The 24,468-nt window shown below is 40.2% G+C and carries 16 protein-coding genes and 1 other RNA gene; 12 read left to right on the forward strand and 5 right to left on the reverse strand.

Annotated elements, in window-relative coordinates; genetic code table 11:
- Positions 1-36: 36 nt before the first annotated feature.
- The 4 genes from AB4128_RS13865 to AB4128_RS13880 form a co-directional block, all read right to left on the reverse strand.
- On the reverse strand, positions 37-2,520 hold the full coding sequence (locus AB4128_RS13865; RefSeq protein ID WP_372038025.1) for a hypothetical protein: 2,484 nt from the start codon (positions 2,518-2,520) through the stop codon (positions 37-39).
- Positions 2,521-2,578: 58 nt separating this feature from the next.
- Complete coding sequence (locus AB4128_RS13870; RefSeq protein ID WP_080917392.1) at positions 2,579-4,030, reverse strand: glycerophosphodiester phosphodiesterase family protein; 1,452 nt, start codon at positions 4,028-4,030, stop codon at positions 2,579-2,581.
- Positions 4,031-4,358: 328 nt separating this feature from the next.
- Positions 4,359-4,541: non-coding RNA, 6S RNA (ssrS, locus tag AB4128_RS13875), on the reverse strand.
- Between the two features lie 57 nt (positions 4,542-4,598).
- Positions 4,599-4,904: a cell division protein ZapA gene (locus AB4128_RS13880; protein WP_055022592.1), complete on the reverse strand. Its 306-nt coding sequence runs from the start codon at positions 4,902-4,904 to the stop codon at positions 4,599-4,601.
- A gap of 542 nt (positions 4,905-5,446) precedes the next feature.
- Here AB4128_RS13880 and AB4128_RS13885 point away from each other — a divergent pair.
- The 6 genes from AB4128_RS13885 (at position 5,447) to gcvP (ending at position 13,753) form a co-directional block, all read left to right on the forward strand.
- Entirely contained in the window at positions 5,447-6,022 is a 576-nt protein-coding gene (locus AB4128_RS13885) for a UPF0149 family protein (protein ID WP_055022591.1), read from the forward strand.
- Between the two features lie 76 nt (positions 6,023-6,098).
- On the forward strand, positions 6,099-7,439 hold the full coding sequence (gene ubiH, locus AB4128_RS13890; protein ID WP_372038026.1) for a 2-octaprenyl-6-methoxyphenyl hydroxylase: 1,341 nt from the start codon (positions 6,099-6,101) through the stop codon (positions 7,437-7,439).
- Between the two features lie 52 nt (positions 7,440-7,491).
- Positions 7,492-8,703: an FAD-dependent oxidoreductase gene (locus AB4128_RS13895; protein ID WP_055022590.1), complete on the forward strand. Its 1,212-nt coding sequence runs from the start codon at positions 7,492-7,494 to the stop codon at positions 8,701-8,703.
- Between the two features lie 231 nt (positions 8,704-8,934).
- The gene (gene gcvT / locus AB4128_RS13900; RefSeq protein WP_055022589.1) at positions 8,935-10,029 is read left to right on the forward strand and encodes a glycine cleavage system aminomethyltransferase GcvT; all 1,095 of its coding nucleotides are present in this window, start codon (positions 8,935-8,937) and stop codon (positions 10,027-10,029) included.
- 253 nt (positions 10,030-10,282) lie between these two features.
- Complete coding sequence (gcvH, locus tag AB4128_RS13905) at positions 10,283-10,672, forward strand: glycine cleavage system protein GcvH (RefSeq protein ID WP_119967638.1); 390 nt, start codon at positions 10,283-10,285, stop codon at positions 10,670-10,672.
- A 177-nt stretch (positions 10,673-10,849) separates the two neighbouring features.
- A complete protein-coding gene (gene gcvP / locus AB4128_RS13910) occupies positions 10,850-13,753 on the forward strand; it encodes an aminomethyl-transferring glycine dehydrogenase (protein ID WP_372038028.1) in 2,904 nt (967 codons plus the stop codon).
- Positions 13,754-14,491: 738 nt separating this feature from the next.
- On the opposite strand, the gene AB4128_RS13915 is transcribed toward gcvP, so the two are convergent.
- Positions 14,492-16,690 carry an AAA family ATPase gene (locus tag AB4128_RS13915; protein WP_372038029.1) on the reverse strand — a complete coding sequence of 733 codons (2,199 nt, stop codon included), beginning with the start codon at positions 16,688-16,690 and terminating at the stop codon, positions 14,492-14,494.
- Positions 16,691-17,222: 532 nt separating this feature from the next.
- Here AB4128_RS13915 and AB4128_RS13920 point away from each other — a divergent pair.
- Genes AB4128_RS13920 through AB4128_RS13945 form a run of 6 tightly spaced genes read left to right on the forward strand, consistent with a single transcriptional unit; the run spans position 17,223 to position 24,397 of the window.
- The gene (locus AB4128_RS13920) at positions 17,223-18,053 is read left to right on the forward strand and encodes a TnsA endonuclease N-terminal domain-containing protein (protein WP_372038031.1); all 831 of its coding nucleotides are present in this window, start codon (positions 17,223-17,225) and stop codon (positions 18,051-18,053) included.
- Between the two features lie 59 nt (positions 18,054-18,112).
- Positions 18,113-20,320 carry a hypothetical protein gene (locus tag AB4128_RS13925; RefSeq protein ID WP_372038032.1) on the forward strand — a complete coding sequence of 736 codons (2,208 nt, stop codon included), beginning with the start codon at positions 18,113-18,115 and terminating at the stop codon, positions 20,318-20,320.
- 8 nt (positions 20,321-20,328) lie between these two features.
- Positions 20,329-21,780 (forward strand): ATP-binding protein, encoded by a 1,452-nt coding sequence (locus AB4128_RS13930; RefSeq protein WP_372038033.1) that lies wholly within the window; start codon positions 20,329-20,331, stop codon positions 21,778-21,780.
- On the forward strand, positions 21,770-22,750 hold the full coding sequence (locus tag AB4128_RS13935) for a TniQ family protein (protein ID WP_372038034.1): 981 nt from the start codon (positions 21,770-21,772) through the stop codon (positions 22,748-22,750). The genes AB4128_RS13930 and AB4128_RS13935 overlap by 11 nt, the downstream gene beginning before the upstream one ends.
- On the forward strand, positions 22,743-24,185 hold the full coding sequence (locus AB4128_RS13940; protein ID WP_372038035.1) for a TnsD family Tn7-like transposition protein: 1,443 nt from the start codon (positions 22,743-22,745) through the stop codon (positions 24,183-24,185). Before AB4128_RS13935 ends, AB4128_RS13940 begins: the two co-directional genes overlap by 8 nt.
- Entirely contained in the window at positions 24,182-24,397 is a 216-nt protein-coding gene (locus AB4128_RS13945) for an antitoxin Xre/MbcA/ParS toxin-binding domain-containing protein (RefSeq protein ID WP_372038036.1), read from the forward strand. The genes AB4128_RS13940 and AB4128_RS13945 overlap by 4 nt, the downstream gene beginning before the upstream one ends.
- Positions 24,398-24,468 lie beyond the last annotated feature (71 nt).

Consider the following 24,468-nt stretch of genomic DNA (forward strand, 5'->3'; position numbering starts at 1 on the left):
CAATGCGTGAATGGTGATTTAACTCAGTTAAATACGTTATAAATTAATCGTGAATTCGGTTTCTTCGGGTTTTAAATAAACCCAAGTTCGAATAGCTTGATGACCACTTGCAGAGACTTTAATGTCATAGCCTCCTGGTGGCAGCATCATGCCTGTTTGATATTTGGGTTTAATATTCATTACTGCGATGTTGGCATTAGCCACATTGGTATTAATGGTTAATGGTAATAAGGCTTTTGCTGCTGAAGCAGGGCTAGACTGAGCACTCGTGTCATGCTCAGGTAATATGGCTAAATCGAATCGATTAATTGGTTCGCTAATCGCATCAAAACCTTTGGTGATAAACAGGTATTCATCAATGCTGGCACCAATAGGTTGCACTATCGGTTGAGTGACCAGTAACCATTTAAGCGCAAAAGAAATACCGGCTGAATCATTGTTTTCCATTTGCTCAAAAAAGTAATGCATAGCAGAGTCTTTAACTGTGTATTGATTGCTACTTAGGGTAACTGGCACCACAAAAATCGATAACAGTAGCGCAGCAGAAATCCCCGCTTTGATATAGCCAGCTTTGACTTTATTTTGGCCTTCTTGCGACTCACCATCATCCTTGGTTTTTCTTCTGGCTTGTACTAACTCAGCAGCTTTCATTGGCAGCTTTAACACGGTTAACAACACCAAGGCTAAACTAATCGACATCGATATTGGCGGCACTATGGTCGCACGTAATGCCGACTTACCTGTGGACTCAAAGGCGCCGCCATCTGCAAATTCGGCTTGTTGGGCTTCAAGTACATTGAGATATTCAGTGGTTTTACGCTGAATATTGGGCTCAATAATGCGCTGTTTAAATTCTCGGTTATTCCAGTCAGCAAGCGTTGGGCTGATATACAGCTCTTTCATTTGGCGCTCAATTCGTTTTTGAATATCTCCTTGTTGCTGGAATTGCTGCCAACTTAAATTAGGTGGCATATCCAAGCCTTTGTTTTTCATAGTCGAGCGCCAGCGATTATCCGCCTCTTGGCGGACTTTGTTTGCTACGGCATTATCAAAGCTTGTTCGGTCTGCCATCACCCAAGTTGAAGGTAATGTCAGCCCTTTTTGTTTAAGGGTGTTATTGACCTTAGTGCTAGTCAGTTGATGATGTCTAAATTCATGAATAGTGCTGATACCTAGCGGGTAGCCGCCAGATTCTTTAACAAAATCAGGCTCCATTTTGACCATTAAGACATTTTTATAATGGTTAACATCATTGGTATACACCATGCGGTGATCTTTAAAGCCACCATCACCGCCCGTTGCAGCATCAGCGGCTTGCATTGCAGTGAATAGACCAAAGGTCATAATGCCAGTGATAATTGAATTACCTACGTTTTCAGAGGTTGATATTTCTTCTCGGATTAACCAATCATCAGGTGGAATATAAGGAATGCTGTATTTGGCGATTTCCTTGTCATAACCGTTTTGTAGACGTTCATAACAATTGTCTTTGCGACTGCCTTTTTTCATGTTAGCGCATTTATTACGTCGCTCAAAAAAGTCATACATTTTAGGGGCAATTTTTTGCGCTCTCGACTCGACTCTTCCTTCGTAAGCACTGACGCCTTTTTGATACTTTTCCCAACCTTGTTTAACTTGGTTTTGGGTATCTAGCCAATATTCATCAGAGCGGCTTGGAGCGGTACTTAGAGCTTGGTTATAATCGTTTGAACCTTGAGCATATTCTTTATAGTGGCTACGTAGGGTTTGACGAAAATCATCGTAGTTTGCGTAGTGTTCATCAAATCGAGACAGGGCACGATCACGGACAAATTTCTCCATGATCATCCGTTTCTTTTCTTTGATATCATCAACTAACTTATCGTCAGCATAAACAAGGCCACCAAAAACCGATAAGAAGGTTTTTTCGGTCGCGTTATGTTCTGAATCGGGATCGTAATTAATCCCTTCAAATTGAATCGACTTTTCAATGAGTGCGCTACGCAGTATTTGCGACAAATAAGCCTGCTGGCGTTCAGCAGGGGTTGAGGCATCAATGATAAAATGATCAACCAACCATTTTTGTCCAAAAAATACTGTCGGCCACACCAAAATCGCAATCAATGCAAAGTGGCCCAAGGCTCTACCGACTCGAGCGACACGCTTACCCTTGAGCAGCATATCGGCGAGTAATAATGTGACACCAATACCACTGATAGTACGACCAAATAGCTCCACTGCGCGTAAGTCTTCTTCTGACGAGTTTTTACCGCCTGCGACTTCGGTTAAAGCCGCATTGAACACGGCTTCTGGAAACAGATACAGGATTGAGCAAATAAACATGAAAAGCATCCACCAAAAAGGCTTACCTAATTTGGTGATTTGCGCTTCACGCTCTTTATGGATTGCCGCTTTTGTTGCCTGAGAATGCTGTTTCTTTTGTACTTTTTTTAATTGTTTTTCAGCAGCCTGCATTTTTTGCTGTGTTGGTGTTTGGTCGAGTAAACTCGTCGCAAATGGGCTTTTTTTATTGTCAGTCATTTTTTAGTTTTATTATTGTTTGTTGTTTTTATTGGTCGTTTATCTAACAGCTAAACGGCTATTGAGTGCCATTTTCTGGCAAGGTTAAAATAATGGTTTCACCCGTTTTGTGTTCCAGCTTTTCATCTGTAATGGTTGGAAAACCATGCTCTAATAGCGGTGTTGGTGTGGTGTTTTTAGTAGTCACTTTCTTGGCCTTAACAATGGATTTAAGCCCCGAATTGAGTGATAAATAATACCCTTCTTGTTGGTAGCCCAACATTTCTTCAAAGCGATCAAAGTCAGCATCTTGTGGCAACGACGCAATATAACGGCCGATATTACTTAATGGTTGGTAGCGTTTAGCGGGGACAGAAGCCTTAAACAGTCGCTGACAAATTTTGTATGGCGTAGCATCAACAATGACGCCGTCAGGCAAAGTGTTACGGCTAAGCGTTAAAAGCTGTTGTTGATGAAAATCGGTGCCATTAATCGAGTAGGTATACACCTTCATACCTAAACCCTTAGCGCGACTTTTTACCCCTGGGTTTTGCATATAACTACGAATATCAAGGTGTAAGCCTGAGTTAGTCCCTAACTTACTTTGCAGCTTTTTAAGCGCACTTGTGCTTGTATAATCTTGATAACGAGAGCGATAGCGCTTCGTTCCGTATCGACCCGCTAATTCAAGATCGTCTTGATTATCTAAGTAGTAAGCATCGTTTTTGACCCCTTTGCGTAAATCGCTGCGAAGCTTTTCTACGCTAGTTGGGTGACCGCCTTGGACAAAGCCAAGGTAAACATATGGGTTAATACCTCGTAGTTTATATAAGGTATCTTTATCTGCTGCGGAGTAGTAAAAGCCACTCAAGCCAATGTACTTACGCAACATGTTATCAAGATCAACTAACGCTTGGCCGTTAGCGTCGGATTTTATTTCCACATTTAGCTTTTGTGATGGAGCACGGTATGCCGCAAAAACCTTAAATGATTCAGCAGCGGTGATCGGGCGTTCATTTAAAAGCGCGTTAGTGTTTTTATCACGCAATTTTAATTGGCCGAACTCTTTGCGGTTCATGCGCTCAATCTTGTATCGCTCACCTGTATAATGCACTGTTGCACGCCCAGTTTGGCTATCGTGATGATTGACCCAAGTGCCATCTTTAAGCAGCATGACGTCAATTTCGACACTGTTAAAATTGTCATTAAGCGCCGCTGCTATCGCATTGTAGCTACTTTCTGGTTGACGAAAGTCACCGCGATGGGCTGAAATATCGAGCGGGCATTGCGCCGTCGATATCATTTTGATGTTACCGTTTGCGGCAAGGTATAAGTTGCGATCGCCAAGGGCTAATTGTATGTCGACAATGTCTAAGCCTTGATTTGCAGCATCAAGGGGTAAATGCGAGATTGCAGCAGGAATAACATAAGCGGGTTGTTGAGGTTCTGGCGTTGACTTACATGCGGTTAAAAACAACGTTGAAGCTAAAAGTGAATAAAGAACGGCAGAATTTAAGAGGCGACTTGTCATAATCCCTAAGTGCAAGTTATTAATTTTGAAAACTTTATACCGCATTGTTTTATGTAAAACAATATTAACCTTAACTTTAACAAGTGTATTTAAAAGTACATTCCAAGTTGCTTACTTTGTCTCACATAGACGTTATCTTTTGATACATTTTATTATCAAGCTAGGTGTTTTAATAAGCGATGTTAATCGGTGTTTTATGATTGCCCTTATAGATGACAGATTAGGGCAGGTGAAGCGAACTATCGTATCTCGTTAGGGCAAACATTGATTCGCTTGGCTAACCACAGATATAAAAAAGCCACCTAGTTAGGTGGCTTGTTTTATTAGGATGCTCCCCAGAATACCGACCGTCGGTGTAGCCCTTGAACCGTAGGTTCAAGGCGGGAAAATGTTCATCTCCTAAGGTTTCTCGGTACAAGCCGAGCATACACAATGTCAATGAAAACATTCACCCTGGGTTTGTAAATATCGGCACAGGGACATAACCTACAAGCGCATATCCCAGGGAGCAAAACCAGTGCGAATCATGTTGTTAGTCATCAGGCTAGCAACACAAGTCAAAATTTATTTAATCTTCCTTGGTACGTTCCAGTAACGAGTTTTCCAACGTTGACTGAAGCAAAGAAATACGCTCGTCCATTTGCGCCATGTATTGTTTATTTTTTTGCTGCTCTTCATGTAACTCGTAGCCAATATTCAGCGCGGCCATAATGGCTAATTCTTCACGGCTTAAATTATTGGTACGTGCCTTCAAGTTAGTTAGCTGTTGCTCAACGCCTTTGGCAATCGAGCGCAACGCTTCCTCTTGTCCTTTCGGGCAAGCGATAGAGTAGGTGCGCCCTAATAGGGAAATATCAATAGCACTGTTACTCATAAGTCGCTGAAGATCCTTATTTGTCTAAAATAAAAATTGTAGCAGTTTACTCTTCCCTCTGACTGTAACGCTTTAGCATGAAAGCGTTTATCGGTGTGATCCAACCGTTGTTTTGCATCACTAATAGAGGAACTAGCCTGTTTGCGGACTATATAGCGCCCATATTAAAAGTGCAAGGTAACTTGCCCGCTTTAGCGCTATTTGCTTGATGAATGAGCATTTAGTGTTTGTTCACTCTCGTTTAGCCGCCAAGCGCTTTTGTTTTAGACATCATTAAGGATACGTTGTTTATTGAAAATCGTTTAGTTCATCGAGTTATATTTGAGACCGTTAATATTAGCTTTTGATTTATTAAATCCCTTTTAGCCAGATGTTGATTCTTGGCGGCATTGTAAAACGAGCCTGAATTACGCTAATTGGCTTAAGGTGCTTTATACTTAACAGATTGACGAATTATTTTAACGACTTTCGCTGTAGCATTTGGTGGCAGTTATTAACTCTGCTAGCATTGCAGCAGATTGTTTATTTATTGGAAAAATACCATGGCAACCCCTCCTTCTTTATGTATCGAAAAACTAAAAAAAGCCCTAGATTCTGCAGAAATAGGTCAGCACCCAGTTGAGGTGCATGGCGCATTAGTCGGATTAATTTGTGGTGGGGTAGAGCAAGCGAATACGGCTTGGTTATCACCGTTACTTGAACTGATGAATGACGGCCAACCTTTAACCACAGAGTTGCAGCAATTAATTGGCGAGTTATTTAAAGATACTGCCACCCGTTTAAGTGATGCTGAATTTGGTTTTTCGCCATTACTACCTGAAGAAGAAGAGCCATTAAGCCAACGTTTAGAATGTTTAGCTTTATGGGTTCAAAGTTATTTAACTGCCATTGCACTTATTCAGCCAAAGCTCAATGGCGCATCATCTGATGTACGTGAAATCATTCAGGACTTAGGTGCAATTGCTCAAGTTGAATTTGATGTCAGTGATGATGATGAATCAGAAGCCGCTTTCATCGAGCTACACGAATTTGTCAGAATGGCCGCGGTATTATGTTACTCAGAATTTGGTCCAGAAATACCACTTGATGAAACAGACGCGACCTCACCATTACATTAATGGTGCGAGTAAGGCATAGATAACCTATGCCTTTTATTGCTAAAAGTACGCCCTAATAATAAAAAGAATTCGTGTTATGACCCAGTCAATAAACCAAGCTGACAACGATGCTACTGAGCTATCCCATTCTTGTTCTAGTACCGAGCGTCGCGCTAATTCAGCACCCGCAGTAACGCACGTTGATATCACCATTGTTGGCGGCGCAATGGCAGGCGCCAGTTTAGCTTTAGGACTTGCGCAGCTATCGGCTAAATACCAACAGCAATTAGGGCGTCCGTTATCTATCGCCATCATTGAAGCCCAGCAACCAGACTCACAGCACCCAGGTTTTGATGCTCGCTCAATTGCAATAGCGCATGGCTCCGTGTTTGAGTTAACGCGGTTAGGCATTTGGCCAAAGCTTGCCAGTCTTGGCACAAGTATCGAAAACATTCATATCTCTGACCGTGGTCATTTTGGTATGACCGAACTGAATGCTGAGCAGTTTTCTTTACCTTCAATGGGACAGGTGGTGGAACTGGCTAAAGTCGGTAAAGTGATGTTTGATGAGTTAAAGCAGCAGGATATTCAACTGCATTGTCCTGCAAGGCTTGAGCAGTTAGAAACAGATACCAGTGGCCATACCCTAACATTAAATAACGGTCAGAAAATTCGTACCGCCTTGCTGGTGGCTGCTGATGGTGCACAATCAAAAGTGCGCCAAGCATTAAAGCAAGACATCGAGAAAGTGGATTTTGAGCAAGTTGCTTTGGTTGCCAATGTGCAAACTAATAAGCCACATGATGGCTGGGCGTACGAGCGCTTCACAGGCTCTGGCCCATTAGCCTTACTGCCAATGTCGTCCGTATCGCTTGAGTCAAATGCACAACAGCCAAGGCTTTCTTTAGTATGGGCGCTTGATAGTGAACAAGCGCAAGCAATGAAAACCGTCTCTAAAGCTGAGTTTTTAGCCAAGCTGCAAAGTGCCTTTGGCAATCGAGCAGGTCGTTTTACCGATGTAGGAGAGCGAGTCAGCTACCCGTTAACCCTATCGTATATGCCAAGGCCGATTTACCATCGCAGTGTATTTATTGGTAACGCTGCGCAAACGTTACACCCAATAGCAGGTCAAGGTTTTAACTTAGGTTTACGTGATGTGGTTGGGTTAATCGATGCCATCGAAACGGTTATTTGTGACAGCATCACAGCTAAACAAGCATTAGATCTTGGTCAACATTCGCTGATCCATCATTATTTGAATCTGCGTGAAGAAGATCGCCGTAATACCATTAACAATGTTGAATTTTTAGTGCGTGGCTTCTCAAATCAGTATTGGCCATTAGTGGCAGGGCGCAGTTTAGGGTTAAGATTATTATCATGGTGCCCACCGTTGAAAACGCCAATTGCCCATAAAGCCATGGGCTATAAAACGGCATAAGCCAGTTAACGTATATTGGGTTTACACTCGCTGAATCAAATGAAGGACTAACATGTTTCAAACTCAGACCTATGATGTAGCCATTGTTGGTGGCGGTATGGTTGGTTTAGCCACTGCCATTGGTTTAGCTGAGGCCGACTTAAACGTCGTGGTGATAGATGCTGGCCAAACACAGGCCGTAACAGGTGAGCCACGCCTTCGAGTAAGCGCGATTAACAAAGCCAGTGAGCGATTACTTACTAACTTAGGTGCTTGGCAATACATTGACTCAGCCCGCACAGCCCCTTATCAAAAAATGGCCGTTTGGGACAAAGACGGTCTAGGCAAAATTGCTTTTGATGCAGCGAGTATTAGTGAGCCTTCTCTGGGTGCTATTATCGAAAATCAGGCTATTAGTTACGCCTTAGCTAAGCGCACAGCGGAGCTTGCCAATATCACCCACCTTGAAGGCCAGCGATTAGAACGTGTGGCTTTTGGTGAACGTGAATCTTGGCTGACGCTAGATAATGGCGATAATTTAAGTGCAGCCTTGGTAGTTGCTGCAGATGGTGCAAACTCTTGGGTGCGCAGTCAATGCCAAATTCCACTGACATTTTGGGATTATGGTCATCATGCCATTGTGGCAACCATTCGCACCGCACAGCCCCACGAAGATACCGCTCGTCAGGTCTTTCTGGCCGACGGCCCGTTAGCATTACTGCCGCTGTATGAAGATAACTTGTGCTCAATTGTCTGGTCAGTATCACCGCAAGAGGCTGAAAGGCTCCTTGCTTTATCGCCTGCAGAGTTTTCAAAAGCATTAACAGCCGCATCTGATGGCCGTTTAGGCATTTGTGAACTGGTTAGCGAGCGTCAATCACATCCATTACGTATGCGCTATGCTCGCCACTTTGCCCGCCATCGTTTGGTGCTAGCAGGCGATGCGGCGCACACCATTCATCCATTAGCTGGACAAGGGGTGAACCTAGGCTTTTTAGATGCCGCGAGCATTGTTGACACTGTCACCAACTTGCATGAGGCAGGTAAAGATATTGGTGACTACGCCAATTTACGAGCGCTGGAGCGATACCGTAAAGCCGAAGCCATTGAAATGATAACCGCGATGGAAGGGTTTAAACGACTCTTTGCTGGCAGTAATCCATTCAAAAAAGCCTTTCGTGATCTGGGCTTAAACCTAATTGATAATGCCGCTGGACTAAAAACAGTGTTCATCAAACAGGCTATAGGCAATAAACTCAAACTTCCTAAGTTATGTCGTGACTAAAATATCACCTTCCCTTCGGCCTAAAACTTGTTATATATCAGGGGATCGGCCGAAGTGGATGAAATACTTGTAAAAAAACTACATCCTTCGCATTAGTTAAACTAATGTTAATTCCCTCGGATTAGAAAATTTCCTACTATACAAAATTAACCCTATGGGTATAATTTTGGCGCATTTATAAAATGCCTTCATTCGTTTCACCTCCAGAAGGCTCATAAAAAAGAGATAATAATGGCTAATAAAACTGTACTCTTTAACAAGCACTTAGAATCAAATGGCAAGATGGTCGATTTCCACGGTTGGGATATGCCACTTAACTATGGTTCTCAAATTGAAGAACATAACGCTGTGCGCCAAGACGCAGGTATGTTCGATGTATCACACATGACGGTTGTCGATGTGACAGGTACTGAGGCTTGTGCATTCCTACGTAAATTATTAGCAAATGATATTGCTAAGCTTAAAGTGCCAGGCAAAGCCCTATACAGTGGCATGCTTGATGACAACGCAGGTGTTATCGACGACCTTATTACTTATTACCTTAACGATACTCATTACCGCGTGGTGGTTAACTCAGCGACGCGTGTTAAAGACTTAGCTTGGATGGACAAGCAATCAGCAAGCTTTGATGTGACGATTACAGAGCGTCCAGAGCTGGCAATGATTGCCGTTCAAGGCCCAAATGCTAAAGCGAAAGCGGCTGAAGTATTCTCTGCTGAGCAAAACGCTGCAGTAGAAGGCATGAAGATGTTCTTTGGTGTGCAGTCTGAGTCATTATTCATTGCGACTACTGGTTACACCGGTGAAGCAGGTTACGAAATTATCGTGCCTGAAGCTGAAGCTGAAGCTTTATGGCAAGCACTATTAGAAGCAGGCGTTAAGCCATGTGGACTCGGTGCACGTGACACCCTACGTTTAGAAGCAGGCATGAACCTTTACGGTTTAGACATGGATGAAACCATTAACCCGCTTGCTGCCAACATGGGTTGGACGATTGCGTGGGAGCCAGAAGACCGTGACTTTATCGGTCGTGAAGCATTAACTGCGATTAAAGCGGCAGGTCCAGACAAATTAGTCGGCCTAGTGATGGAGCAAAAAGGTGTTCTTCGTCATGGCATGCCAGTGTTTTTCACTGACGCAGACGGTGTTGAACATGAAGGTTCGATCACCAGCGGGACTTTCTCGCCAACTTTAGGCTATTCTATTGCCATGGCACGCGTACCTAAGGGTATTAGCGACACCGCAGAAGTTGAAATGCGCAAAAAACGCGTAGCGGTTAAAGTTATCGCACCAAGTTTTGTAAGAAACGGTAAACAAGCATTTTAATGTTAGTGCGAAATGCTGGCTAAATCGTTTAACTTTGTTGTCGCCTGTACTCATTGATGCTTATCAACTCCGTGCAGGCTCCTCAAATTTAATCGATTTTTCTGCGCATTTTGCGACTAACATATTTTGGTATAAGCACTTATTTAGATAATATCAGTCAATCGTTAAAGAGGTGCTGATTAAGCACTTATCCCATTAACCCAAATAATACTAATAATTGCGCTTTAAATTTATAGATATAGGAATTACGACAATGAGCAACATTCCAGCTGAACTTAAATATGCTTCATCTCATGAGTGGATCCGTAAAGAAGAAGACGGCACCTTCACAGTGGGTATCACTGAGCATGCACAAGAGCTATTAGGTGACATGGTATTCGTAGAATTACCAGAAGTTGGCGACACAGTAACAGCAGGTGAAGATTGCGCTGTAGCTGAGTCAGTTAAAGCAGCATCAGACATTTACGCGCCTATTTCTGGTGAAGTTGTTGCCGTAAACGAAGCATTAGAAGATTCACCTGAGCTCGTTAACAGCGAAGCATTTGGTGAAGGTTGGTTCTTCCGTGTTAAGCCATCTGACGAAGCTGAATTAGCTAACTTGTTAGACGCTGACGGTTACCAAGAAGTGATCGACGAAGAATAATCGTCGACGCTAACGAGAAGCTCCCTTGGGAGCTTCTTTTTGTTTTGCCTTTTAACTTTTTTTAAAGGTTTTAGCGATCCTTCCGCTCACCTTTAAAGTATTGCACAACAACATTTTTCCCTAGACCAGTTTAATGCCCTACAGCTTGATTCTGGCAGATTTGGAACACGACTTCTCATGACAAAGCAAACCCTAACTCAATTAGAGCAACACGAATTATTTTTAAGCCGACACATTGGCCCTAACGAAACTCAACAACAAGAAATGTTGAACTACGTTGGCGCTGAGTCGCTTGAAGACTTAACCGCACAAACTGTGCCTGGGTCAATTCGTTTACCGCAAGAGTTAACCATTGGTGATTCATGTGGCGAAGCGGAAGGCACAGCCTACATCCGCACCATTGCTGATAAAAACAAAGTATTCAAAAGCTACATCGGTATGGGCTACTACGGAACTGAAGTACCAAACGTCATTTTACGTAACGTGTTTGAAAATCCGGGTTGGTACACTGCCTATACCCCTTACCAGCCAGAAATCGCTCAAGGCCGTTTAGAAGCAATTTTAAACTTCCAACAAGTGTCGATGGACCTAACCGGTCTTGACCTTGCATCAGCATCACTGCTTGATGAAGCAACCGCAGCTGCTGAAGCTATGGCCATGGCTAAGCGTGTCTCTAAAGCCAAAAAAGCGAATATCTTCTTTGTGGCAGATGATGTGTTCCCACAAACATTAGATGTAGTACAAACCCGTGCCGAATGTTTCGGTTTTGAAGTGATTGTAGGGCCAGCTGAAGAAGCCGCTAACTACGAACTATTTGGCGCATTATTCCAATACACCAACCGCCATGGTGAAATCACCGACAACACTGAACTGTTCGCTAAGCTTGCTGAAAAGAAAGCCATTGTCACCGTTGCAGCTGACATCATGTCACTGGTATTACTTAAGTCGCCAGGCTCAATGGGCGCAGACATCGTATTTGGTAGCGCACAGCGTTTTGGCGTACCAATGGGCTACGGCGGGCCACACGCCGCGTTTTTCGTTGCTCGTGACGCACATAAGCGTTCAATGCCAGGTCGTATTATTGGTGTATCTAAAGACACCCGTGGCAACAAAGCACTGCGTATGGCAATGCAAACACGCGAGCAACACATTCGCCGCGAAAAAGCCAACTCAAACATTTGTACTGCACAAATTTTACTGGCAAATATGGCGTCGTTTTACGCTGTATTCCATGGCGCAGTTGGCCTGAAAAATATCGCCAGCCGCATTAATCGTTTAACTGACATTTTAGCCGTGGGTCTTAAAACCAAAGGTGTTGAGCTGGTTAACAACACATGGTTTGACACGGTTTCACTAAAAGGGCTTGATGTTGACGCCGTTAATGCACGTGCATTAGCCGCTGAAATGAACCTACGTATCGATGCTGACGGCATTGTGGGTATCAGCTTAGATGAAACCACCACCCGTGAAGATATTGCACAGTTATTTGATGTCATTTTAGGTGAAGGGCACGAGCTTGATGTGACTGCCATCGACACCGACATCATTAATGGCGCTGCATTTGGCGAAGGCAAAGGTTCAATCCCTGCTGAGCTTATCCGTCACGACAAAATCTTATCTCACCCAACATTCAGCAGCTACCAAAGCGAAACTGAAATGATGCGCTACATCAAGCGTCTTGAGAACAAAGATTTAGCCCTTAACCATTCAATGATTTCTTTAGGCTCATGTACCATGAAGCTGAACGCGGCTGTTGAAATGCTACCGGTAAGCTGGCCAGAATTTGCTAACATGCATCCATTCTGCCCACTTGACCAAGCTGAAGGTTACACTCAGCTTATCAACGAATTATCTGACTTCTTAGTCAACATCACAGGTTACGATGCAGTATGTATCCAGCCTAACTCAGGCGCACAAGGCGAATACGCGGGGCTGCTTGCGATTAAGAAATACCACGAGTCACGTGGCGACGGACACAGAGACATCTGTTTAATCCCACAATCTGCTCACGGTACCAACCCAGCGTCAGCCCAGCTTGCAGGCATGAAAGTGGTTGTGACAGCGTGTGATAAAGACGGCAACGTTGATTTAGAAGACTTACGTTCAAAAGCCGCTGAGCTTGCTGACAGCTTATCGTGCATCATGATCACTTACCCATCGACTCACGGTGTGTATGAAGAATCAATTAGCGAGATCTGTGAAATCGTGCATCAACATGGCGGTCAAGTGTATCTTGACGGCGCCAACATGAACGCACAGGTTGGCTTAACGTCACCAGGCTTTATCGGCGCAGACGTATCGCACCTTAACCTACACAAAACCTTCGCGATTCCACATGGTGGCGGCGGACCAGGTATGGGCCCAATCGGTATCAAAAAGCATTTAGCGCCATTTGTTGCAGGTCATCAAATCGTTAAACCAGGCCGTGAAAGCGACAACAACGGCGCAGTTTCAGCCGCGCCATACGGCAGTGCTAGCATTCTTCCAATCAGCTGGATGTACATTAAACTGCTTGGTACTAAAGGCGTGAAACAGTCTACGCAAATGGCACTATTAAATGCCAACTACGTGATGAAAAAGCTATCAGGCCATTACCCAGTGCTATTTACTGGCCGTAACGACCGTGTTGCTCATGAGTGTATTATTGACCTGCGCCCACTGAAAGAAACATCTGGCGTGACCGAAATGGACATCGCTAAGCGTCTTAATGACTATGGTTTCCATGCGCCAACCATGAGCTTCCCAGTAGCGGGCACCTTAATGATTGAGCCAACAGAATCTGAGTCAAAAGTTGAGCTAGACCGTTTCGTAGAAGCAATGATCTCAATTCGCGGCGAAATCGCTAAAGTTGAAGCAGGCGAGTGGCCAAGCGACAACAACCCACTGCACAATGCACCGCACACCCTAGCTGATATTATGGACAGCGAGTTTGACTCACGTCCATACAGCCGTGAAGTGGCCGTGTTCCCAAGTGCAGCGGTTAAGGCGAATAAGTTCTGGCCGACGGTTAATCGTATTGATGATGTTTATGGAGACCGTAACTTAATGTGTTCTTGTGTCCCATTATCGGACTACGAATAATAATGGCTACTTAATGGTAACTGATAATAAAGTTTGTGACTATTTTAATAAAGGTTGTGACCGAAATAGAGATTGTGACTAACTAAATCAGTTATCAGACGATTAATTAAAAAGCGAACCGGTCGGTTCGCTTTTTTTTTGCTTAATAATTTACTCTTCAATAACTTCTCAAAGCCTGTAACTTTTCATCCTCTTCCCATTAACAGCTAAATTTAGATTTACAATGAACTTTCAAAGTAAATAGTCTGAGCCTAAGTTAGAATAATATTTTGATATAGCTATTGTTGATTTTTAGTTTGAATGATTTAAACCTTTGTTCGTTATAAATCACTTTATATCGAATTATGATTTAAAACCCCGTATTTTATAAATCATATGGAGAGGGATTTTGATTTATAAAGTGAAGATGTATAAATCAAATTAATCTTTTTGGGCAGGGTTGAATTATTTAAACGTCCGCTTTGTAGAAGTCTTCAAGTCATTGTAAATGATAGCAACGATCTCTTGATTGCTCATAACTAACTGTCAGATAAAGTCCAAACCTATTCATCGAAACTGTAAGATCAGATATGAGCTACAACAAATTAGACAAACTATAAAAACGTTTTTATAGTTTGTCTAAATTTTAAATAGATTTCAATGGAGTCTTTAAGGCTAAATTAGGACATCTTAAAAGTACTTTGTCTGAGTTTTAAATATGCAGACACATTTCGTCATTATTACAAATTTAGTTATGTTCTATACCACCATCATTTTATTGTAATGCTCTTCAAAGTCAGTCCTGATGAATACATCTTTAAATTTGGTAATAAATCTATCCGAGTCGATCTCCCCTAAATCATTTATATTTACAGAGTCAGAATGTGATTCCCTGTTAATAAACCTAAAGAAAGGGGAAAATTCAGCATCTGCTTCTTCAAGTGCATCTAGAGCGGCTTTGAGCGCATCTGTTTTATGTACAAAAGAAAAATAATATTCGAGTATATTTCTCATTATGTTAGGTAAAACAATGTTATTAGTACTGCCATTTTGAGCGTCTTTTATAATCTGCCAGTATGACTGGTAATCATTTTTTATATCACTTCTTCCCATAGGAACAATACTACTATTAATATTTTTAAGAACTCTAAATAAATTACATTTATTATCAAATTTATCATTACCTGCATTGTCTTTCCCTTTAGGTAAATACTTTAACATTTCATGCAGATAATAAAGGCTGTGAGTAAGTAATATTACTTGTGCATATTGGTAGCCTCGAATTAATTTTTTATGCGTAAGAGCTCCTATCTCATAAATATAATTATGAGATAGGCTTGATATAGGGTCATCAACGACAATAATCTTCTTATTTTTTGGGGTTGAAGAATCACTGTTTACGCTTCCTTGGCATAGCTCTAAAAAGTAAAGGTAAGTAATAAGTGTTTTTTCACCTTCACTAAGCGATTTATAGACATCATTCCCGCTCGAAGAAGGACCACGGCAAAGGTAATAATGGTTATTTTCACCTGGCTGTTGTTTGATCTCAAAACCCTCTAAACCTATCGATTTAATTTGATTATTTATGCTAATGACCGATGTTTCAATATTGGTGATTTTTTTACGGTTTTCAGCAATAATTTCGTTTTGAGCTTGTATCGCTGAAGTAAGGTCACGTTCTTCTGTTTTAGTCGTTTTAATATCTGTTTCTATTGATTCAATTAAAGTATCGTGGGCTTTTATTTCAGCATCATACTTAATACGAACCAAAGACCAAAACTTCTTTTTAATTGCGGTGAGAGATTCTTTTTTCTTTGATAATCTAGCGTTAAATGTTCGTCTAGAAGCATTATGAATATTGATGATATCATTAATTGGTTGTACTAAATCAATAGTAGATTCTAGGGTGATTTTAATACTTGGATCTACTAGTTTTTGATTCAGTTTTGTAAGGTTTGCTTGAAGCACACCTGAAAGTTTTTCTTTAGCTAGGTCGAATTTTGTATCGTTAAGCGTCGTGTAGTGAGTTCCTGATAGTGTCTCGTTTAAAGTTTCAATTGCTTGCTTATATCCACTCTGTAGAATTTTTAACTCACTTTTTTTTTCTTCATACGAAACGTCGAAAAGATTGTTAATATTTTCAACTAATTCATTATCAATTGCCTGTTGGCAAAACGGGCATTTTCTTTCAGCATCATCGAGATAAATACGTCCATTATCTACCCAAGTTGAGTTTTGGAGCTTATCGACTAACTCAGCTAAATAACTATCACTAGAGCCTACAATTACTTCACTTAAAATAGTATTTGATTCGCTTGAAGCCAGATTTAGAGCTACGGTCGGAATCATAGTTTTTGGTACAGCGCTCTTATTATTTAGTTCTTTAGATTCTGTAGATAAACTTTGAAACGTATATTCAGGTTTTTCAATTAGGGTTGTTTTTAGAAGCTCATCATAAAACGAAGCAGCCGAGCCCTTAAAGCCAACTAAGCAGTGATCTAAATCTTTTTTGTCATGCTCTTTTTTAATTTCAAAGCATTTGTTTTTAATTGCTTTTACTTGGGTGTTTTTTTTCTCTTCATGTTGAGTGCTAATTGTTTGCTTTTGAACTCTTTGTTCTTCTAATGCTTTTATCTCTAATTCTGCTGTGCTTATAGCTTGCTCAGCCGCAACATTAGTCTCCCCTAAAGTAAATACACCCTCGAAGCTATCTTGCGAGAAGTTTTTTTCAACGAAATCAGTATTGTAAACTAAGGTCTCATAATCTTGTGAATTAGGTAACACATAGCTGCAATTACTATAGTTAATACGTGTTGTATCCTGAAGGTATCTTGCTACTGTGGATTTCCCCGTGCCGTTATGACCATAAAACAGCACTATTTTCTTATTTGTATTGAGTGATACAGGGGTAGGGTTTTGAAAACTTGCCACTCCTTGTATAGAAATTGATTCAATCATATATTTCTTCCGTGATTAAGGGGAATGCCTATGAGCAATGATTTAACTTAAACTTTATCATGCAAGGAACATTCAGCGGTTTTATTCTGAGCTTAATTTATAGATGAAAATTTTAGAGCATTAACACATTAAAAAGATAGTCCTATTTAGTAATAGGGTGTTTTCCCTCAAAGAATTAGCTGATATATACCGTTTTTATATCGACCTAAAAAATAAATTGATTTTGGGATAGAATATTTTGGAATAGTTACACTGTTGATATAACTAATATAAATATCTGGAAGGTTTTTTATTAAATGCCATTATAGATACTTATTAATATGCTAAATCAGCCTGATTTTTCATTTTTTATACTCATCAATTACTTACCTACTTTTGCTTAAACTTTATTTTTTTAACATTTAATGTTTAATGACATTTTAGCCGATACTGTATAATAAAGTCTAATTATATCATAGTCTTAGGTTGTTGTGCAGTCTTCCGTGAGTAGATTGTTTTTGCTACATTTCGCCTTTTTAAAATAGGTGTAAAAATGAGCAAGTTAAAAAGAAGAACTGAGGTAACAGTAAACAAAGAAACTGTTACAAAATTGAATAAATGGAAGAAGGATCTTCTTGAAAAATACCGACCTTATCTCACCGTGCGAGATGTTAATCAAATTGGTCGCCGTCATTGGTTATTTTGTCCTATTCAAAAGCGGCATGTACACCTGCTATCAGACGGTGAATACCGAACCTATAAGAAGATCCTTTCATCTAAAAGTGTTGTAAAAATTGAAGAGCAGTATGCTCTTGATATTGATGAGACGCTTGATATTGCTGTTGCTTTAAATGCAATTCACCCGCGTGATTGGGAAACGAATTTAGGTTATGTAATGACGACCGACTTTGTTGTTACATATATGAATAAAAGTGGCTCAACATACCGTGTCGCATACACTTTTAAGTACTGGGAGCAAATTTATGAAGAAGTAGATGGTAAGGTAAGAAAGATTAAAACTCGCACATGGCAGAAGTTTGATATAGAGCGGCAATATTGGAAAGCAAGAGGTGTTGATTATCGTGTGCTTACCGAGCGAGATGCCACAAAGGCTGAAGCATGGAATTTTGATTACTTCGAGTTAGCGTATGATTTTAAGGCTTCAAAAAGTGAACTCACTGAATTTGCTATTGGATTTGTTGAAGCTTGGTTGTTAGCTCCACACAAGTGGTTGCAAGATCACTTTAAGACGTTAGAAGTCAAAACTGGTAAGTCTTTTCAGCATATCCAGAGCCTTTTTCAGTATATGGGGTTGCATAATTTACTACCTATCAATTGTGATAAACATATTCGGTTGTTCCGCCCAGTGGAGCTCGAATTATGATTTATGTAGGTCAATTGATTAAAGTTAATAACCCTCAGCAAGAACTTTTGGTTTGTCATGTGAGCCTTGATTATCGCTTCGCTGCCGTTGCAGATGTTAAACATGTTAGTAGTAAGGATAACTTTTCTAAACCTAAAGCTTGGAAAGTAACAGACTTAGTAGCTCTTATACGCAAAAAAGGCGTTGAATCTGAGCAGTTTGATTATCCAGGAGAGATGTCCTTTAGTGATAAAGAGCTTATTAAACAGAGTCGTGAGACATGGCTCATTAATCGGGATTGGAAGCATTGGTTAACTGCACCTTTAACGACTCCTGAGCTAATTAATCAATATATTTATGGTGAAGGTGTAGCTGATGAGCTGGAGGAGCTGATTAAAAGTAATTTAGCTAACGCTGATTTGCTAAAAGCTAAATTACTTAAGGTTAATTCTGATAAGAGGAAAGAGGTATGGACAACAAAAGGAGCTTATTACAATACCTTGAATCGTTATATTGTCTTTGGCTGTCATCCTAATGCATTGTTGCCCTGTAAGCTTAAAAATTCTGGCAGTAATTATAAAGTCCCTCTAAAAATTGAAGATAGAAATATTAAAAGAGGCCGTAAACCCGTTAGACAGGCAAGGATTTCAGCCCCTAATATTGGTATTACTTCTGAGCATAAAAGCAATATTGCGAAGCTAGTTAAATTTTTAAAGTCTGAAAAAGGTAAAAAAGAATACCCTAACTTTACGTTTAAGAAAGCGATTGAGCTTTATCAGTTCAACTTTGAAACGACCATTCTAGAACGGGAAATTGAAGGTGAAATTCACCAAATTAGAATTCCCTTCGAAAGAGAAGAAGACTGCTTATCTGAAGAGCAGGTTTATTATCATTTAAAACGCATTATTGATAAACAGTTATACCTTCAAATTAAACACGGAAATATTAGTTACGAAAAAGATTTCGCTGATAGACAAGGCTCTGCATTAGAGGGGGTTATCGGATCAACATATCGCTATGAAATTGATGCTACTGTACTTGATGTTTATGTGAGATATCCATTCGATACTACAGGCCAATACAGTATGGGGCGTCCTGTCCTTTATTTAGTTATCGATGTTTACTCAACAATGATTGTTGGGTTCTATTTAGGGTTTGATGGACCTAATTGGGAAGGGGCAGCACAAGCTTTAGTTAATGCTTGCTCATGTAAAGTTGAATTTGCTGCACGGTTTAATTACTCAATAACTGAAGGTGATTGGCCAGCTCATCACGTTCCAGTACAAGCAGCAGTAGATAATGGAACTGAGCAACCCGATAAAGTGATTAGTACCGTCTTACAGGCTGAGCTTGGTATTCGAGGTTATAGCTTTGCAGCTGTTTACAGAGGGGATGCAAAAGGTACAGTAGAAGGCGCTTTCAGGTGCTTAGAAAATAAAGGGGTTCACTTTGTTCCTGGAGCTTTAAATCAACATGCCCAGCGTGGAGATCAACATGCGTCTCAGCAGTCACTTCTTGATTACGACTCAATTAATATACAGTTAATTGACCTAATCATTAAGAATAATAAATCAGCAGATAGACTTCACCGATTTGATATTAATGCGATTCAATCAGGTATTGATATCACACCTGAAGCACTTTATCTACATGGACTAAAGCAAGAAATGAATGGTGGAAGAGATGGTCGTGCAATAGATCCTGGCCGCATCCATTGGGCTTTTCTTCCTGAGGAAGAAGCAACTGTCAGAGGGGACGGGATCTACTTTAAAGGTTTAGTGTACTTATCCGATTATGCAAAAGAAGCTGACTGGTTCAAAGTTGCCAACCTAAATGGTTCTTTCAAGATTATTGTTAAGAGACCTAAATCTTGGACTTCAAGTTTGTGGCATAAAACGGCAGACGGTCAATATATTCGTTTCGACTTGAAAAATGTTAACAACGGTAGCCCTTTTATTGGCCAGCATTGGGAGCCAGTACAGCATTTATTAGAGCAGTTTAAAGATAAACGGCATCAAAATAAGCTAAATACTAAAAAGCTGACTATCCAAAGAAACAACTTATTAGCCGAGCTTAAGCGGTTAAATGAGGATGCCATCGAAGGTGCTGATACAAACACTTCTAAAGGCGTGCAAAGAGATATTAAGCAGCGCCAAAAGGTATTCGTTGCCGTTCAGCATGTAATCAAAGCAATTGACCATCAATTGGCTTTGCAGGGCGATCTTTTATCGCAAGCATCTACCCAAATTCAACCTCAATTAGATTCTGACAACGATGCGTTGTTATAGGAGACATCATGATATTACCTGCAAGTTATAATAAGCACCTTGATTTAAATTTAAATAATAATCCTTTGTCGGAATCGATTCAGATTGAGCTATCGAACGAGAAGCTGATCGATTCATTAACAATTTTACCCAATGCTCAGGAGAATTTTTGGCAGCTACCTGAAGTTTATCAAATGTCGCAACTCAGACAATTATCAGTTGTTAATTCACCTCATCCTTATACCCAGGCTTTATATAATAAAATCATGAGCCTGAACCTTTTTGGTTATGTTCATAGGAACCCATTCTCAGCGGACACAGTAAAAATACATACCAATATTTCACACTCATTACGTGAAAAAAAACTGTATAAACCTGAAAACTACCCTGGGTTAGCTCCTACAACAGCACCATCTGTTCTTGTCTCAGGTGAATCAGGAACCGGTAAAACTACGTTGATCAGAAGTGTACTAAGCAAGACTCCACAAGCTGTACAGCATAGCAGCTATAAGGGAACCCCTTTTAATAAAAAGCAATTGAATTGGTTATCGATTGATATGCCGGCTACAGGCTCCCCTAAAGCTTTGTGCGCTAACTTTTTTAAAGCGGTAGATGATGTACTTGGTACTGAACATAAAAAAGAATGGGTAGATAAAAATAAGTTTGGTGCTGATGTTATGTTTGGCGCTGTTCAACATGTAGCGATGAAGCATTTCTTAGGCTTAATTCACATTGATGAATTACAATTTATTTTAGGCTATAAAAAAGCTGAACATAGCCCTTCATTGCAATTACTGGAAAGCTTATTTAATAAAATCGGCATTCCCGTTATTTTAAGCTGTACCCGGCAAGGTGTTGATTTGTTTCAAACACTCAAAGAGGATGACCATCGCATAGGTCATGATATTACTATTGTTAGACGTATGCTTAGCGATAGACAATTTGTCCTTGGTTTAAATAAGTTTGATTCTAAACATTTTAATACCCTGTTTAATGCTTTATTTCCCCGTGCATTCATATTAGATACTAATACTACTCGCTTAGAAGAGTTTCGATCTGAATTTCACCGATTATCATGCGGGCTTCCTGCCATTATGACTCGATTAGCACTTTTGCATCATGAAGCAGTGCAGCATGATTTTAATAAAGTCACCGACCAATCAAAAGGTTTTACATCACTCAGCCCTGAATTATTAAGAGTTGTTTATGATCAGCAATTTAGTTTGATTGATCCTGCGTTAATTGCTTTGAGGAAGCACAACCCTGAAAAATTTGAATCTTTAATACGTGATAAATCGACTAAAAACCCTACCTATTCTAATAGCGAAAAGCTTGAAGCTGAAAATGTAGCTAAGTTACAACAAAGCAACCCTACAAAAGTTTTGAAAACAGATGATAATTCAAAAGGCACAGTTGCTAGCGTATCTAGTGACTTGTCTTCTGATGAATTTTTACAGGGGATAGGTAACGATGAACAATAATGTTGAGTTGCCGTATTTATTCCCTAACGAGCATTTGCTAAGTGTCTTGGCTCGGTGGTTTGATTTAACAGGGCGAAATGATTTTTTGATGACTTGCAAAAAAGTATCGTCAAACCTGACAAAATTAACGCCTTCAGCAGTTTGGCGTCCTGTTTTTCGTGATTTAGCTAGTCATTATAAAGAGACTATGCCGCTTGAGGTTATACTTAAAGAACATACGCTACTTCCTTATTATCGCTCATTCTTAACATCAACAGAACTTGGGTTGTTTAATGATGAACTATTAAAGAGCGGGGAGAGTTTCAAGTTGCTGCCTAAGTTACAGCAAAACCTTAAACATGCTCATTATTGGCGGTGGTGTAAGCAATGTGCTCATGATGATTATCAAGAATATGGTACGACCTATTGGCATACCAACCACCAAGTTCCAACACTGCTTAAATGCTATAAACACGGCTGCGCCCTACAAACAACTTGCGCTGACTGCGGCTTTAGTTTTCAAACATTTCAAAGGTTCTGGTTACCGCCTCATGACGGGTTGTGTCCTGCATGTAATAGTGTGTGGGTAGCAAAAGAGTTACCCACTTCAGTATTGATTAATTGGATTGAATCTATAAGTTTATATCTTCAACAAAGTACCTCCGCTGTTCCCATTGAGTCACTTATTGGCTTGATGAGGTGTCAATTGGGTTTTAATTCTTTACCTAGAAACCTCCCTTTATCGTTACGCAAAGATGTTACCAATATGCAGCAGGACTTCAACCAATGGCTTAATGATGGCGTAATAGAGGCATATTTTAATCGAGATAAGTTATCGATATTAAAACCAAATCAAAAGTTATTAAATATTGTCACTACGGTTTATCGAGGTAACAAGGTTCCACCTATTAGTTTGTTATTAATGCTCAAGTCTCTTGGCTTAGAGCATGAGTTTTTGAAATTGGTTATGGGAGATGAGCCCGATGAATAAGGATTTAGCTCAATATTGCCCGGCATTATTTGAAGATGAGACTTTATATAGCTGGGTTTCTCGCTGGGTTATTGATACACCAAAACCCTATCTTGGACGAATTCTAACTGAACTTTTGGGGAGTAGAGGTAAGCAGGTTGACTCTACATTCCCAAGCTTTATCCCAGAACTTGAGAAACTGTCGGGCATCAATGCTCATAAACTATTAAATGAACATACTGTTATTCCGTTTTTTCGAAACTTCGTCTGTGAGAGTAATTACCACAAAATCTTATCCTTAATTTACTCAGGCGATACAAAACGAATCCATAAATATCTCTCTATTACAGCCAATAGAGTTAATGATACAAGTGAATTACTTTATTGCCCTAAATGTTCAAAGAGTGACATTGAAAATAAAGGTGTTGCATACTGGCATGTTACGCATCAATTACCTGGAGTATCTGCATGCGTTAAGCATGGGCTAAAACTAATACCTCACGTAAAGCAACGTAGAAGCCTTCAATTACCTCCTCAAGACCTAAGTAGCTCTGTATTGACTATTGCAAGCCCTGAGTCCTTAAAGTTGGCTAAAGTGACTGAATACTTGTTGGCTAATAGCTTTCATCAACTAGACGGGGAAAGGCTTGCCGATATTTATCGTTACAAGCTTTTAAATATTGGTTTAGCTTCTGAATCTCTTTCTGTTAATCAAACTGAGCTTAGAACTTTACTTGAAGACTTCTGGGCTCCAGTGATGGATGATGAAGCCATTGCAGATATATTTGAACTAGGAAAATCACGTACATTTCCTGCAAGTATATTCTATCATTCAGTATCACAGCACCACCCATTAAAGCACATTTTAATTATTGCCATGCTATTTGAAGGTATGAAAGAACTTCTGATGTTTGAACAAAGTGTTTTTGATTATAGAACTAAGCCAAAAACACTTACAGAGCACGAATTTGATGATAATGAAAATGTTGCGCTTAATACTTTAAGAAAAGGACATAGCTTACGCGAAGCAAGTAGAAGCAGTAGTCTTAGTGTCGGGAAAGTAAAGCAAATTGCGGTTGTAAATAATATTAAAATCGATAGGCGAGAGCAGTGTATTTTTGAGGACGAAAGAGTACTGATTCTAGAAAAGTTAAAGCGTCATGAAAAAACTAAGTCTATAGCGATAGATATGGGTTTCTCAGTAGGGGCTGTAGAGCAAATTCTCTCCCAAAACCCTGATGTTGTAGAAGCTCGTTTTAAGCGCCGATATTGGATGAAGCGTTATATCCGCAGAGCTAAGCTACTCATTGCAATGAGAAATGAATCACTTAATACAAGGCATGCAATCCAAAAGGCTGCGTCTGTACATTACAACTGGCTATTTAGGTACGACATAAAGTGGCTATACCGTCATTTACCACCGAAGCAACCATGGCATAAAAGGAATAAATCATGAAGAAAACAATTCAAGGTGTCGAAATACCACAACAGGTAATTGATGAACTGATGAATTTATTTAAAGGTAATGAAGGTATGGTTGAGGATTGGTTAATTAGGCCTAAAGTGCCGCTAGGTGGTGTTTCGCCTTTATCATTATTAGATTCAGGTGAAGGAATTAATGAGGTTTTAGGGATGTTAGATCGTATGAAAACAGGAGATTTTTCGTAGATGAATATTCTTTCTTATGTACGGCAAATGTTTAAATAAGTAAAACTGCGGAATGGCCTGTATAAAAAATT

Source organism: Shewanella sp. 10N.286.52.A9 (genome assembly GCF_041468985.1).
Classification (GTDB): domain Bacteria; phylum Pseudomonadota; class Gammaproteobacteria; order Enterobacterales; family Shewanellaceae; genus Shewanella; species Shewanella japonica.